This is a genomic window from Streptomyces sp. NEAU-sy36 (assembly GCF_013423905.1).
GTDB classification, from domain to species: Bacteria; Actinomycetota; Actinomycetes; order Streptomycetales; family Streptomycetaceae; genus Streptomyces; species Streptomyces misionensis.
Genome location: NZ_CP058977.1, coordinates 4,555,195 through 4,567,244 on the forward strand (window position 1 = coordinate 4,555,195; position 12,050 = coordinate 4,567,244).

A 12,050-nucleotide genomic window follows, 5' to 3' on the forward strand; every position below is an offset into this window, starting at 1 on the left:
GTCACCGGTGTCGGATCAGAGGCCCACGTCCCTGCGGCGGATGTCCTCCAGGGTCTCCCGGCGGACGAGCAGGCGGGCGTGGGCGTTGTGTACGGCGACGACGGGTGGCCGGCCGATCAGGTTGTAGGTGGAGGCCATGGAGAAGTGGTAGGCGCCGGTGACGGGGACGGCGAGCAGGTCGCCGGGGCGGATGTCCGTGGGGAGGGACACGGCCTCGGCGATGACGTCGCCCGCTTCGCAGTGCCGGCCGACCACCGTCGCCTGGGCCCGTTCGGGCGTGGCGGGGCGGCCGATCAGGCGTGGGGTGTAGCCGGCGCCGTACAGGGCCGGGCGCGGGTTGTCGCTCATGCCGCCGTCCACCGCCACGAACACCGTCTCGCCGGTGTGCTTCACGGACAGCACGCGGTAGAGGGAGACTCCGGCCGGGCCGGCGATGGCCCGGCCCGGTTCGATGATCAGGCGCGGCACGGGCAGCCCCGCCGCCGCGCAGGCGCCGGTCAGTTCGGCACTCACCCGGTGGGCCAGCGAGGTCGGGTCCAGCGCCTGCTCGCCGGGGCGGTAGGCGACGCCGTGTCCGCCGCCCAGGTCGAGTTCGCGCAGCACCAGCCCGTGCTGCCGGTGCAGGCGGGCCATCAGTCCGGTCATCCGGCGCACGGCGACCAGATAGGGCTTGACGCTGGTGATCTGGGAGCCCAAGTGGCAGTGCAGGCCGGTCAGTTCCAGCCGGGGCTGGTCGAGGATGCGGGCGATGGCGTGCTGGGCGTAGCCGTCGCGGATGGAGAGGCCGAACTTCTGGTCCTCGGTGCCGGTGCGGATCTTGGCGTGGCCGCCCGCGTCGATGCCGGGGACGACGCGGACCATCACCTTCTGACGGCCGCCGGGTCCGACCGCGGCGGCCAGCCGGGCGATCTCGGAGGGGCTGTCGATGACGATGCGGCCGACGCCCAGGCGCAGGGCGGTCTCCAGGTCGCGGGGCGTCTTGGCGTTGCCGTGCAGCACGATCCGTTCGGGCGGGAAGCCGGTGGTAACGGCGAGTTGGAGTTCACCGGTGGAGCAGACGTCCAGGCCGAGGCCCTCCTCGTCAGCCCAGCGGGCCATGGCGCGGCAGAGGAACGCCTTGGCCGCGTAGAGGATTTCGGCGTCGGGGAAGGCGGCCCGGTAGGTGCGGCAGCGGTCACGGACCTCGGCCTCGTCCATGACGTAGACGGGAGTGCCGAAGCGCTCGGCGATCTCGGTGAGCGGGACGCCGCCCACGGCCAGGTCACCGTGGCCGGCGTGCGTGGTGGAGGCGGGCCAGAGGGACAGGTCCCCCATGGCGTGCGCGACGGCGGGTTCGTGGATGGTGGTCATCGTGCGGGTCCCTCTCAGCGGATCCACTTCGTCGGTACGCAGACGAGTGCCGTCGCGGTGGTCGCGTGGACCGCGCCGACGGCTCGCGGGCCGCTGGTGCGGCTGCGGGAGCGGGGCACCGGCGCCTGGGCCGGGGAGGAAGCGGTGAGCTGTGGGTCCACCGTCAAGGTGGTGACGCCGAGTGGCGCGGTCAGCGTGCGCAGGGCGGGTTCCGCCAGCCGGATCCACGCCTGGTCGGGGCCCAGGGCGGCGGTCAGCCGGCCGGCGGAGGTGAAGGCGACGGCGGTGCGTTCGCCGAGCGGTGTGCGCAAGAGGCGGGTCGCGCATCCGAAGGTGCCCGGCCGGACCGGGACGTACAGGAGTCCGGCCGGGGGCCGATCAGGGGGCTCGGGCTCGTCGCCGTGTTCGTCGCCGTGCCGGAGTTCCGTCATGGGGTGCCTCCCGGAAGGGCAGCGTGTGCGAAGGGGAAGGAAGCCCCGGACGCCCGGAGGAAGCGGACCGGGGCTCTGTGTCGACGGTATGCCGCCGCCCCGGCCGGGGAACCGGCCCTGACGGGACACTGACGAGGACCGGTGCGGACTTGACGGGATACTGACGCCTCGTCGCGCCGAGCCCGGCCCTCTCGGGCGGAGCCGGACCGCGTGCCCCTTCTACGAGAAGTCGTACACGGCCCAGTCCGTCAGCCGCTCGTAGCCCAGCCGCTGGTAAAGGGCGTTGCTGGTGGGGTTCTCGGGGTCGGCGAAGAGGACGACGTCGGTCGCGCCCGCGGCCAGGGCGGCTCGGGTGACCTCGGCCGTCACGGCGCTCGCGTAGCCGCGGCCCCGGAGGCGGGGCGGGGTGTACACGGGGTCCACCCGGACCATGCCGCCGATCAGTGCGGTGGAGCCGGCGAGGGAGACGGGGGTGCCGTCCGGGGCCTCCCAGAAGGTGAAGTGTTTGTCGGCGAAGCGGGAGGTGGGCCAGGAGTCGGCGGTGGTCGGGGTTTCCCCGACGGATGCGGCGAAGTCGCGGACCCACTGGAGAAGCCGGTCCTGGTGGTAGGCGGAGGACGGCCGGGGCCGGCCCCCCGGGAGGGGGTTCGGCGGGGTCAGGGTGCCCAGGCGGTACAGGCGGATCCGGATGCGCGGGGCAGGGGTCGCGCCGGTGTGCCGGTGCCATGCCTCGGCGTAGGCGGTGGCGGTCTCGTGGTCCGCGGTGACGTAGGGGTGGGTGTGCCCGACGGCGGCCAGGCGGGCGGCGAGGGCGTCGGCCTGGCCGGGGGCGAGGGGGGTGGGGTTGAGACCGCGTGAGGGCAGGTGGAAGAACGCTGCGTCGGTCCGGCCGTCCGACTCCAGGAGGCCGAAGAGGGGTGATCCGGGGCCGAGTTCACGCGTTCCGTGGGTGCGCAGCCTTTCGAGCACTGTCAGTGCCATGGTGTGCAGGGCGGGGCGCGAACGCAGGAAGACCCCGGCTCGGGCGAGGAAGTCGTCGGCGTCTTCGGTGAGGTGCCAGTCATCCGGGCGCATGCCTCATCATCCCCGCGGTGCGGGGCCCGGGGTCACCTGAGACGGCAGATCGCCGCGTTCGTGTCCGGCCCGGCGCGGGCCATCACCACGCCCCACTGGTTCTCCGGCAGTCGCTGCCGCCGTCGTTCCCGGCGGGGTCTCCGGGATCGGCACGGTCCCCCGGGCGCCCGGGTCGGCGGCGGCCGGCTCGCGGACGTACGCGGCGATCGGTGTCCCGCCGGTAGCGTGCGGCCGTATGGAACCCACGGCTCACCTCGGGTCAGCGCGGGCCGCCCGGCCCCGGGCCCGCGATCTCGGCATCCTCGTCGGGGAGTTCGCTCCCGGCCCGCTCGACGCGATCACCGATGTGCCGGGGGTGCGGGTCGGGCACGCCACCGTCCGCCGGCACCCCGATGTGCACAGCGGGGTGACCGCCGTCGTGCCCGATACGGTCGGCCCCCGTGATCCGCTGCCCGCCGGGGTGTTCACCGGCAACGGCTACGGCAAGCTGATCGGCACCACCCAGCTGTCCGAGCTGGGCACGTTGGAGACCCCGGTGCTGCTGACCTCCACCCTGTCGGCGTTCCGGGTCGCCGACGCCGTCGTCGGGTGGATGCTGGAACGGCCGGACTGCGCCGAGGTGCGCAGTCTCAATCCGGTCGTGGGCGAGTGCAACGACGGCTTCCTGTCCGACATCCGCTCCCGGCCGGTGCGCGAGGAGCATGTGCGGGCCGCCCTCGACCAGGCGACCGGCGGGCCGGTGGCCGAGGGCTGTGTCGGCGCGGGCACCGGCACGGGCGCCCTGGGCTTCAAGGCGGGCATCGGCACCGCCTCGCGCACACCGGAGCTGGCGGGCCGCCGGTACACGGCCGGGGTGCTGGTGCAGGCGAACTTCGGCGGCACCCTGCGGGTGCTCGGCCGCACCGTCACCCCGCGGTCGCTCGGTCTGACCGGTGACACGGGCCCGGCCGCGGAGCACGGCTCCTGCATGATCGTGGTGGCCACGGACGCCCCGCTGGACGCCCGGCAGCTCACCCGCGTCGCACGGCGGGCCGTGTTCGCGCTGGCCCGCACGGGCGCCGCCTACGGCCACGGCAGCGGCGACTACGCCCTCGCCTTCGGCACCCGCCCGGCGGCCGGTGCCCCGCCGGCGGACGCCGCCCTGGGTCCGCTGTTCGAGGCCGTCCTGGACGCCGTCGAGGAAGCCGTGCTCAACTCCCTGCTCGCCGCGACGACGACCACGGGTTTCGCCGGCCGCACCCTGCCGGCGCTGCCCGCGGACCGGCTGCTCGACGTCCTCGGCGGCAGGCCGTCCGGGAATTGAGGTCTCCGGGTGCGCGCGGGCGTCCACGGCGGATCGGGCGGTGGCCGCGGGCGAGATGTCGTCCGGGACGAAGGGAACACGGCCGAGATCAAGTACCTTGCTGGCATGTCCACCCCTCCGGCGCCGCGTCCGCCCCGGGCGTCCCGCGCCGTGCCGAGGCCGATCGACCGAGCAGACCGCGAAGGACAGCCCGCCATGACCGAAGTACGTCCGCCCCTGCCCCCGTTCGACCTCGCAGGCGCCCAGGCCAAGGTGCGGGCCGCCGAGGACGTCTGGAACACCCGTGACCCGCAGCGGGTCGCCCTCGCCTACACCGAGGACTCGGTCTGGCGGAACCGGGACCTCTTCCTCACCGGGCACGACGAGATCGTCCGCTTCCTCACCGACAAGTGGGAGCACGAGCTCGACTACGTGCTGCGCAAGAGCCTGTGGAGCCATGACGGCAACCGCATCGCCGTCCGCTTCCAGTACGAATGGCACAACGCGGAAGGCCAGTGGTTCCGTTCCTACGGCAACGAGCTGTGGGAGTTCGCCGACAACGGCCTGATGCGCCGCCGCGAGGCCTCGATCAACGACGTCCCCATCGAGGAGGCCGACCGGCGCTACTTCGGTCCGCGCACGGCCGAGGAACCCGACCTCCCCCTGGAGTGAGGCAAGCAGTCGCGGCGCTCACCGGTACCGCGCCCGTCCCGCGGCCGCGGCCACCGTCAGCGGCACGCTGAGCAGCGCGGCCAGCCAGAACAGCGGCCGGTACGCGCCCGCCTGCGCGGTGGCGGCGGCCAGCCCGCCGGCCAGGGCGCCGCCTCCGTACAGGGCCACGCCGAACAGGGCCACGCCGGTCGCCCGGGCCGCCGGGCACAGGGTGGTCGCCCACGACTGGACCGTGGAGTGCAGGAAGGACCAGCCGCCGCCGAGGAGCAGCGCGGCCACGACGAGCGGACCGGTGGACTGCCGGTACCCGGCGAGCAGGTAGGCCACGGCCGTCTGGGCGCCGCCGGCCGCGATCAGGGCCGCCGGGGACCACCGGCCCACGAGCCGTCTCACCGCCTGGGACGCCGCCATGGCCCCCGCCCCGTACAGGGCCGCCACCGCGCCGGCGAGGGCGACGGGCACCCCGTGCGCTTCGAGGGCCGGGGCGAGATAGGTCAGGAAGCCGAGCAGCACCGCTCCTTCCAGCAGGGCCACCGCCATGACGTACCACTGCCAGCGCGAGCGCAGGACCGTACCGAAGGGCGCGAGCAGCGCCCCGGGGCGGGGCCGCGCGGGTTCGGGCAGGCGGCGCAGGCCCACGGCGAGGAAGCCGGCGAGGACACCGGGCAGGGCGAACACCGGCCGCCAGGTGAGGTAGTGGGCCAGCGCCCCGGCGACGGCGGTGGCCAGGGCGGTGCCCAGGGCGAACGCGGTCATCAGTTCGCTGAGCGGGCGCTGCCGTACCGCGGCGGGCACGGTGTCGCCGACGTAGGTCAGCGAGGCGGGTATGGCGGCGGCGAAGCACGCGCCGGTGAGCACGCGGGCCCCGATCAGCACGGGCGCGTCGGGGGCGAGGGCCGAGACCAGCGCGGCCGGCGCCGCCCCGGCCAGCGACACCCGCATCACCCGCACCCGGCCCCACCGGTCGCTGGCGGCGCCCCACACCGGCTGCGTCAGCCCATAGGCCAGGTAGTAGCCGCTCGCGGCCAGCACCACGGTGGCGAGCGGTACCCCGAGGTCGGGGCCGATCAGGACCAGCATGGGGGCGATGCAGAAGCGGTCGAAGTTGCTGACGAAACCGGCGGTGCGCAGCAGTCGCAGGGCGGACGGGGACAGGGCGGCCACCGGTCGCGGCGCGGTGGTGCTGACCACGCGGCGCTCCTTCCTGGAGGTCGGACGAGGACGCGGACCGCGGCGGTCGCGGTCCGGCACCAGTCCAGCACCGGGGCCGTGGGGGCGGAGTTCGCTGCCTATTACGATCGCTCACAGCCTGCCGGTGCGACCCGAACCCTGGTCGCGGCAGCATCGGACGAGGGGGCCGGCACCGGGCGGGCGCCCGCTGCGGCGAGGAGGGGCAACGATGACGCGCGGCAGGCCGGGAGCCGCCACGGCCGGGGCTTCGGCGACCGGGGTACGGGAACTCCCCCGCCGGGAGCTGGGTGCCTTCCTGCGGTCCCGCCGGGAGCGGCTGACGCCGGGGGACGTGGGTCTGCCGGACGGCCCGGGGCGCCGCACGCCGGGGCTGCGCCGGGCCGAGGTGGCCGAACTCGCCGGGATCAGCGTCTCCTGGTACACGTGGCTGGAGCAGGGGCGGGTGCGGACCTCGGAACAGGTGCTGCGGGCGGTGGCGCGGGCGCTGCGGCTGGACGGAGCGGAGACGGCGCACGTGCTGTCCTTCGTGGCGGACGACCCGCCGTCCGACGCCCCCACCTGGGTGTCGCCCAATCTGCTGAGCCTGGTGCGGGCCATGACGCCCCACCCGGCCGTGGTGCTCGACCCGCACTGGGACCTGCTGGCCTGGAACGCGGGGTACGCGGCACTGCTGACCGATCCCGCGCGGCTGCACCCCAAACAGCGCAACCTCCTGTGGCTGGTGTTCCGTTGGCCGCCGGCCCGGACCCTGCTCGTCGACTGGGAGCAGGACGCCCGGGCGCTGCTCGGCCAGTTCCGCTCCCGGGCCGCCCGCCGGCCGCGGGACGCGCGGTTCGCCGAACTCGTCGAGGAACTGCGGTACGACGCCGACGCGGCCCGCTGGTACGAGCACCGGGAGACCGCCGCCTTCCATCCCTCGGTGCGCCGCTTCCGGCACCCGACGGCGGGCGAACTCCGGCTGCGGTACGTGAAGTTGGCCGCCGTCGAGGAGCCCGGCCATCACTTCCTGGCCTATCTGCCCGACGACCGGGCCGCCGAGGAGGCCCTGCGGCGGCTCCAGGGCGGGTGAGGCGCCGGGACGGGCGAGGCGGGCGCGGTTGGCCGGATGTCCCTGGCAGGACAGGAGAGGACGAGCAGGCGCAGGAGGGGCAGGGCAGGGGGTGGCGGTCCCGGGGCCGGGCGGGACGCGGGCCCCGGGTGCGGTCGGTCGGAGCGGCCGAGCGGCCCGCGGAACGGCACCGGTCAGCCCCGGTCGCCGGGCGCGCCGCCCGCCGTCCGCTCGCCGACCAGGTCCAGGAACCGTTGCCGGACGGCGGGGTCCGTGGCCAGCTCGACGCCCACCCGGGCCAGGGCGGTCGCGCCGTCCACGACGGCCTGGTCCGCGCCGGGGCCGGTGCCGTGACGGGCGAACGGCTCGGTGTGCTGAAGGGCTCCCCCGGTGTCGTAGCCGATGGTCGGGTGCAGGGACGGCACGGCGTGCGAGACGTTGCCCATGTCGGTGGAGGCCATGACCTCGCCGTGCCGGGGAACCGGTTCGCGGCCCAGGGCGCGGGCGGCCCGCACATAGGCGGCGGTGAGGAAGGGGTCCTGCCGCAGATCGGCGAAGTCGCGTCCGTGGGCGGTGAGTTCGAGTTCCGCCCCGGTGGCGAGGGCACCCGCTTCGAGGCAGGCCCGCACCCGTTCCCGGGCCCGGCCGAGGTCTTCGGTGGTGCGGGCCCGCAACTCGTAGCGGCCTCGCGCCAGTTCGGGGATGACGTTGACCGCGTGACCGGCCTCCAGCACGATGTCGTGGACCAGGGTGCCGGGCGGGAGCTGCTGGCGCAGCAGGCCCACCGCGGTGTGGGCTAGCGTCATCGCGTCGAGGGCGTTGACGCCCTCCCACGGAGCGAGCGCGGCATGGGCGGGCCGGCCGCGGAAGGTCACGTCCCAGGCGCCGACGGCCAGCGAGGACGCGCCGACGGAGTCCTCCGGCGCGGCGTGCACCATCATGGCCGCCGCCACGTCGTCGAACACGCCCGCCTCCAGCAGCAGCGCCTTCCCGCCGATGTCCTCTTCCGCCGGGGTGCCCACGAGTCTGACGGTGATGCCGACGGAGTCCGCCACCGCCGCGAGGGCCAGTGCCGCGCCGACCGCCGCGGCTCCGTTGACGTTGTGCCCGCAGGCGTGGCCGATCCCCGGCAGCGCGTCGTACTCGGCGCACAGGGCCACCACCAGGTCTCCGGTGCCGTAGGTGCCGATCAGTGCGGTGGGCAGGCCGCCGGCCCCCGGGGTCACCGAGAACCCGGCGCTGTCGAGCACCGCCGCGACCTTCGCGGCCGACTTGTACTCCCGCATCGCGGTCTCGGGCTCCGCGTGCAGGCTGTGGCTCAGCCCGACGAGGGTGTCCCGGGCGCGGCGCACGGTGTCCGCGGCCTCGGTCATCGCTCGTTCGCGGTGCGCCTCCCCCCGGCTCCCGGTCCCGCCGTCCGCCGTGTCCGTCGTACGGTCGCTCATGCCGCCTCCCCGCTCGCCGCCGGTCCGAACGCCTGCGCCCGGCCCGGTGCGGCCGTCTCCCGCAGGAGCAGGCCGACCGCGGCGCCGGCCAGCGCGACGGTGGCGCACACCGACCAGGACCACAGGTAGCCTGCCGGGCCGACGCCCCGGCCGATGGCCGGGTGGGCGGCGAAGAGCGCGCCGATCACGGCGGCGCCGATGGCCGCGCCGAGGGAGAGGGCCAGCTCGTTCAGGCCGACGGACAGGGCGGTCTCGGCCTCCTCGACGACCTCCGCGGACAGCGTCCGGGTGGCGGCCTCGAACATGCCCGTGGCGGCCCCCACCACCAGGGCGCCGAGGAGGTATTCGGGCAGCGTGCGGTGCAGGAACACCAGCAGCAGGAAGCCGGCCGCGCCGACGCAGCCGCCCGCCGCGAGGGCCGTACGGTCGCCGGCCAGCCGGGCCAGCCGCGGTGTGGCGGCGGAACCCGCGCAGCCGGCGACGACCATCGCGAGCGAGACCAGCGCGATCGCCTGGGAGCCCAGCCCCAGGCCGTAGCCGTCGCCGTCCGGGTCCGCGCCCAGGAACACGGCGTTCGCGCCGAGGAAGCCGATCGTGCCGAACGCGGCGCAGAAGGTGTGCGCGCTGACGACGGCGAGCCGGGGGTTGCGCAGCAGTCCGACGTCCACCAGGGGGTGGGCGGAGCGCCGTTCGACGCCGATCCAGGCCGTCAGCGACACCGCCGCCACGGCCAGCGCCGCGATGGACCGCGCGGAGGCCCAGCCCCAGGTGCCGCCCTGGGCCAGGACGAGCACCAGCGCGCCGAGCCCCACGGTCAGCAGCACCGCGGCCGGGGTGTTGAAGCGGCCCGCGCGGGGTGCCGCGCTGTCCGGCAGCGCGACGGCCGCGGCGAGGGCGAGCAGGGCGAACGGCACGGCGGTCCACAGCCCCGCGAAGGCGTGCTCCTCGCTCAGCGACCCGGCGACCAGACCGCCCACGCCGATCGCCAGGAGCAGCGCGCCGACCAGGACCGACATGCCCGTACGGCCGTGTTCCGGGGCGCGCGAGCGCAGGATTCCGGCCAGCAGCGGGAAGAAGCCCACGACGGCGCCCTGCAACACCATGCCGACCGCGAGGGTCGCGGTCGCCGGGGCCGCGGCGATGAGCAGTGAGCCGCCCGCGACCATGGCGACGGCGATCCGCAGCAGCCTGCGGTGGCCGTGGATGTCGCCCCATCGTGACAGCAGCGGTGTCAGCGCGGCGAACGCCAGCTGGGACAGCAGATACAGATCGTTCTGGCCGACGCCCGAGATGCCGACCCGCCGCCCGACCACGGGCAGCAGCGGCGTCAGATAGCCCTGCACCACCCCGCTGCACACCACGATCACCGCCATGCAGGCCAGCAGCCCCCGGCCGCGGCGCATTGCTCCGGTCACGGTCACGCCCTCTTCCTTGGCTGGAACCCGAGGTGGTGGCTACAGTGCGGCAACCATCCGAACCGGTGGTGAACTTGGCAGGAAACAGACGCGGAGGACGGCCGGGGTGACGGATTCGGACATGATCAGCGAGCTGGACCTCGCTCTCGTGCACGCGTTGCAGATCCGCCCGCGCGCCGCCTGGTCCGATCTGGCGCCGCTGCTCGGGGCCACGGCGGTGACGCTGGCCCGTCGCTGGGAGCGGCTGACCCGGCGGGGGCTGGCGTGGCTGTCCGCGGTGCCCGGCCGGACCTTCGCGCGGACCCGCTGCACCGCGTTCGTGCTGCTGCGCTGTGCGCCGGCCGCCCGGGAACGGCTCGCGGCGCGGGTGGCGGAGCTGACCGAGGCGGTCACCGTGGAACTCACCGCTCCCGGCACCGCGGACCTGCTGCTCGACGTCCTGACGCCGGACCCGGTCGCCCTGCACCGCTTCCTCACCGAGGAGCTGGCCGCGCTGCCCGACGTGACCGGCGTCGAATGCCTGCACGCGACATCGCTGTACGCCGACGGGACGCGCTGGCGGCTGGGCTCGCTGGACGCCGTTCAGCTCACCGCGCTGGACCGGGCCGGTGCCGGGGACCCGGGCGCCGGGGCCGCGCAGCCGCTGGACGGGCTCGACCGCGCACTGCTGCGCGCGCTCGCCGAGGACGGCCGGCTGCCGCTGGCGGAGCTGGCCCAGCGCACCGGTACCAGCGCCGCCACCGTCCGGCGGCGGCTGCACCGGCTCACCGCGGCCGACATCGTCGCCTTCCGCTGCGACATGGCCCCGGCGCTGACCGGTCTGCCGGTGGCGGTGACCTTCCGCGGCCGGGCCCCGGTCCGCGATGTCAACGCGCTCCACCGCACGCTCGCCACCCTGCCCGAATGCCGGCTCGTGGCCGCCGTCACCGGCCCCGCCAACATCCTCGCCACCTACTGGCTGCGCGACATCGGCGCCGTCCAGCACCGCGAGACCACGCTCGGCGCGCGCCTGCCGTCCCTGGAGATCACCGACCGCATCCTCGCCCACCGCACCGTCAAACGCATGGGCCACCTCCTCGCCCCCGACGGCCGCCGGATCGCGACCCGCCCGATCCGACCGTGGTGAGCGGCGGGCGAACCGGGTGCGGCCCGTCGCCCGGGCGGGCACCCGGCGCCCCGTCCCGGCGCTCGCAGCACCGGTCGCCGTGCACCGCGCCGGTCCGGGTAGTCTGCGTCACCATGAGACGCGCTCGGGCCGTGCCGCTGTTGCTGGTGCTCTGCGGAGCCGTCGCCGCGACCGGTCTGTCACTGGCGGGCCGCGAGGGCCAGGCCGTGGTGTTCGCCCTGGCGTTCCTCGTCCTCGCGGTCGCCGACTCCCCTTTGATCTTCCCGCGTTCGGTCAGTGCGTCCGAGGCACTGCGCCGGAGCGCCTCGGACGGGCGGGCGGTCGTCTACTGGCGGCCGGGCTGCGCCTACTGCCTGCGGCTGCGGCTCGGCCTCCGTGCCCGCCGGTTGCACTGGGTCGACATCTGGCGGGACCCGGACGGCGCGGCGGTGGTCAGGGCGGCCAACGGCGGTGACGAGACCGTACCGACGGTGGTCGTCGCGGGCCGGCCGTACGTCAACCCCGATCCCGCCTGGGTGCGTGGGCTGACGGCGGCCGGGTCTCAGTCCTCCTGACCCCGGAGGACGAGCACCGGGCAGGGCGCGTGCTGGACGCAGTGCTGGGCGACCGAGCCGAGGAGCAGCCCCTTGAAGCCGCCGAGGCCGCGGCTGCCGACGACCAGCAGCGCGGCGCCGCGGGCGGCTTCGAGCAGGACACCGGCGGGGGTGCCGTACCGCACCACCGTGCTGACCTGCACCGTGGGGTGCGCCGCCACGGCCTCCTCCACCGCGCGCGTGACGTCGTCGCGGGCCCGGCCCTCCATGACGGCCTCGTCGGAGCTGGACGGCGGCAGCCAGCCGAGCGCGCCGTGGAACTGCGGGACGTCCCAGGCGATCACCGCCTCCACCCAGCCGCCGGTGAGTCCCGCCTGGCGCACCGCCCAGTTCAGGGCCTGCTTCGACCCCTCCGAGCCGTCCACCCCGACCACGATGCGTTCTCTCTGGCTCTGTCCGTCGGCCATCTTCTTCCCTCGTCCT

Annotated in this window: 12 protein-coding genes; 5 read left to right on the top strand and 7 right to left on the bottom strand. The window is 75.2% G+C overall.

Translation table 11 applies throughout. The features are described from left to right. Positions 1-15 precede the first annotated feature (15 nt). The 3 genes from lysA to HZZ00_RS20715 all read right to left on the bottom strand — a co-directional run bounded on the left by lysA (position 16) and on the right by HZZ00_RS20715 (position 2,855). Positions 16-1,350 carry a diaminopimelate decarboxylase gene (gene lysA / locus HZZ00_RS20705; protein WP_180327831.1) on the bottom strand — a complete coding sequence of 445 codons (1,335 nt, stop codon included), beginning with the start codon at positions 1,348-1,350 and terminating at the stop codon, positions 16-18. Between the two features lie 14 nt (positions 1,351-1,364). Continuing rightward, entirely contained in the window at positions 1,365-1,781 is a 417-nt protein-coding gene (locus HZZ00_RS20710) for an SAV_915 family protein (RefSeq protein WP_180327832.1), read from the bottom strand. Positions 1,782-2,000: 219 nt separating this feature from the next. Further along, complete coding sequence (locus HZZ00_RS20715; protein WP_180327833.1) at positions 2,001-2,855, bottom strand: GNAT family N-acetyltransferase; 855 nt, start codon at positions 2,853-2,855, stop codon at positions 2,001-2,003. A gap of 235 nt (positions 2,856-3,090) precedes the next feature. Here HZZ00_RS20715 and HZZ00_RS20720 point away from each other — a divergent pair, with 235 nt between their 5' ends. Together HZZ00_RS20720 and HZZ00_RS20725 are read left to right on the top strand one after the other, a co-directional pair. After that, positions 3,091-4,158: a P1 family peptidase gene (locus HZZ00_RS20720; RefSeq protein ID WP_180327834.1), complete on the top strand. Its 1,068-nt coding sequence runs from the start codon at positions 3,091-3,093 to the stop codon at positions 4,156-4,158. A gap of 195 nt (positions 4,159-4,353) precedes the next feature. After that, complete coding sequence (locus HZZ00_RS20725) at positions 4,354-4,809, top strand: nuclear transport factor 2 family protein (protein ID WP_180327835.1); 456 nt, start codon at positions 4,354-4,356, stop codon at positions 4,807-4,809. An 18-nt stretch (positions 4,810-4,827) separates the two neighbouring features. Here HZZ00_RS20725 and HZZ00_RS20730 read toward each other — a convergent pair whose 3' ends face one another. After that, a complete protein-coding gene (locus HZZ00_RS20730; RefSeq protein ID WP_180327836.1) occupies positions 4,828-6,000 on the bottom strand; it encodes an MFS transporter in 1,173 nt (390 codons plus the stop codon). Positions 6,001-6,208: 208 nt separating this feature from the next. On the opposite strand from HZZ00_RS20730, the gene HZZ00_RS20735 reads away from it, so the two are divergent. Continuing rightward, positions 6,209-7,069 (top strand): helix-turn-helix transcriptional regulator, encoded by an 861-nt coding sequence (locus tag HZZ00_RS20735; RefSeq protein WP_180327837.1) that lies wholly within the window; start codon positions 6,209-6,211, stop codon positions 7,067-7,069. A gap of 173 nt (positions 7,070-7,242) precedes the next feature. Here HZZ00_RS20735 and HZZ00_RS20740 read toward each other — a convergent pair whose 3' ends face one another. Beyond that, on the bottom strand, positions 7,243-8,493 hold the full coding sequence (locus HZZ00_RS20740) for an amidohydrolase (RefSeq protein ID WP_257584950.1): 1,251 nt from the start codon (positions 8,491-8,493) through the stop codon (positions 7,243-7,245). After that, complete coding sequence (locus HZZ00_RS20745; protein WP_257584951.1) at positions 8,490-9,914, bottom strand: MFS transporter; 1,425 nt, start codon at positions 9,912-9,914, stop codon at positions 8,490-8,492. Before HZZ00_RS20745 ends, HZZ00_RS20740 begins: the two co-directional genes overlap by 4 nt. A gap of 100 nt (positions 9,915-10,014) precedes the next feature. Here HZZ00_RS20745 and HZZ00_RS20750 point away from each other — a divergent pair, with 100 nt between their 5' ends. Both HZZ00_RS20750 and HZZ00_RS20755 read left to right on the top strand, forming a co-directional pair. After that, on the top strand, positions 10,015-11,034 hold the full coding sequence (locus HZZ00_RS20750; RefSeq protein WP_180327838.1) for an Lrp/AsnC family transcriptional regulator: 1,020 nt from the start codon (positions 10,015-10,017) through the stop codon (positions 11,032-11,034). Positions 11,035-11,147: 113 nt separating this feature from the next. After that, positions 11,148-11,588, top strand: a complete 441-nt coding sequence (locus tag HZZ00_RS20755) for a glutaredoxin domain-containing protein (RefSeq protein WP_180327839.1) — start codon at positions 11,148-11,150, stop codon at positions 11,586-11,588. Here the strand turns inward: HZZ00_RS20755 and HZZ00_RS20760 are convergent. Continuing rightward, positions 11,576-12,034: a universal stress protein gene (locus HZZ00_RS20760; protein ID WP_180327840.1), complete on the bottom strand. Its 459-nt coding sequence runs from the start codon at positions 12,032-12,034 to the stop codon at positions 11,576-11,578. The genes HZZ00_RS20755 and HZZ00_RS20760 overlap by 13 nt on opposite strands. Positions 12,035-12,050: the final 16 nt, after the last annotated feature.

Bases quoted from the DNA above. Each gene is read 5' to 3' on its own strand.
- lysA (WP_180327831.1), bottom strand. From the start codon at position 1,350: ATGACCACCATCCACGAACCCGCCGTCGCGCACGCCATGGGGGACCTG.
- HZZ00_RS20710 (WP_180327832.1), bottom strand. From the start codon at position 1,781: ATGACGGAACTCCGGCACGGCGACGAACACGGCGACGAGCCCGAGCCC.
- HZZ00_RS20715 (WP_180327833.1), bottom strand. From the start codon at position 2,855: ATGCGCCCGGATGACTGGCACCTCACCGAAGACGCCGACGACTTCCTC.
- HZZ00_RS20720 (WP_180327834.1), top strand. From the start codon at position 3,091: ATGGAACCCACGGCTCACCTCGGGTCAGCGCGGGCCGCCCGGCCCCGG.
- HZZ00_RS20725 (WP_180327835.1), top strand. From the start codon at position 4,354: ATGACCGAAGTACGTCCGCCCCTGCCCCCGTTCGACCTCGCAGGCGCC.
- HZZ00_RS20735 (WP_180327837.1), top strand. From the start codon at position 6,209: ATGACGCGCGGCAGGCCGGGAGCCGCCACGGCCGGGGCTTCGGCGACC.
- HZZ00_RS20740 (WP_257584950.1), bottom strand. From the start codon at position 8,493: ATGAGCGACCGTACGACGGACACGGCGGACGGCGGGACCGGGAGCCGG.
- HZZ00_RS20755 (WP_180327839.1), top strand. From the start codon at position 11,148: ATGAGACGCGCTCGGGCCGTGCCGCTGTTGCTGGTGCTCTGCGGAGCC.
- HZZ00_RS20760 (WP_180327840.1), bottom strand. From the start codon at position 12,034: ATGGCCGACGGACAGAGCCAGAGAGAACGCATCGTGGTCGGGGTGGAC.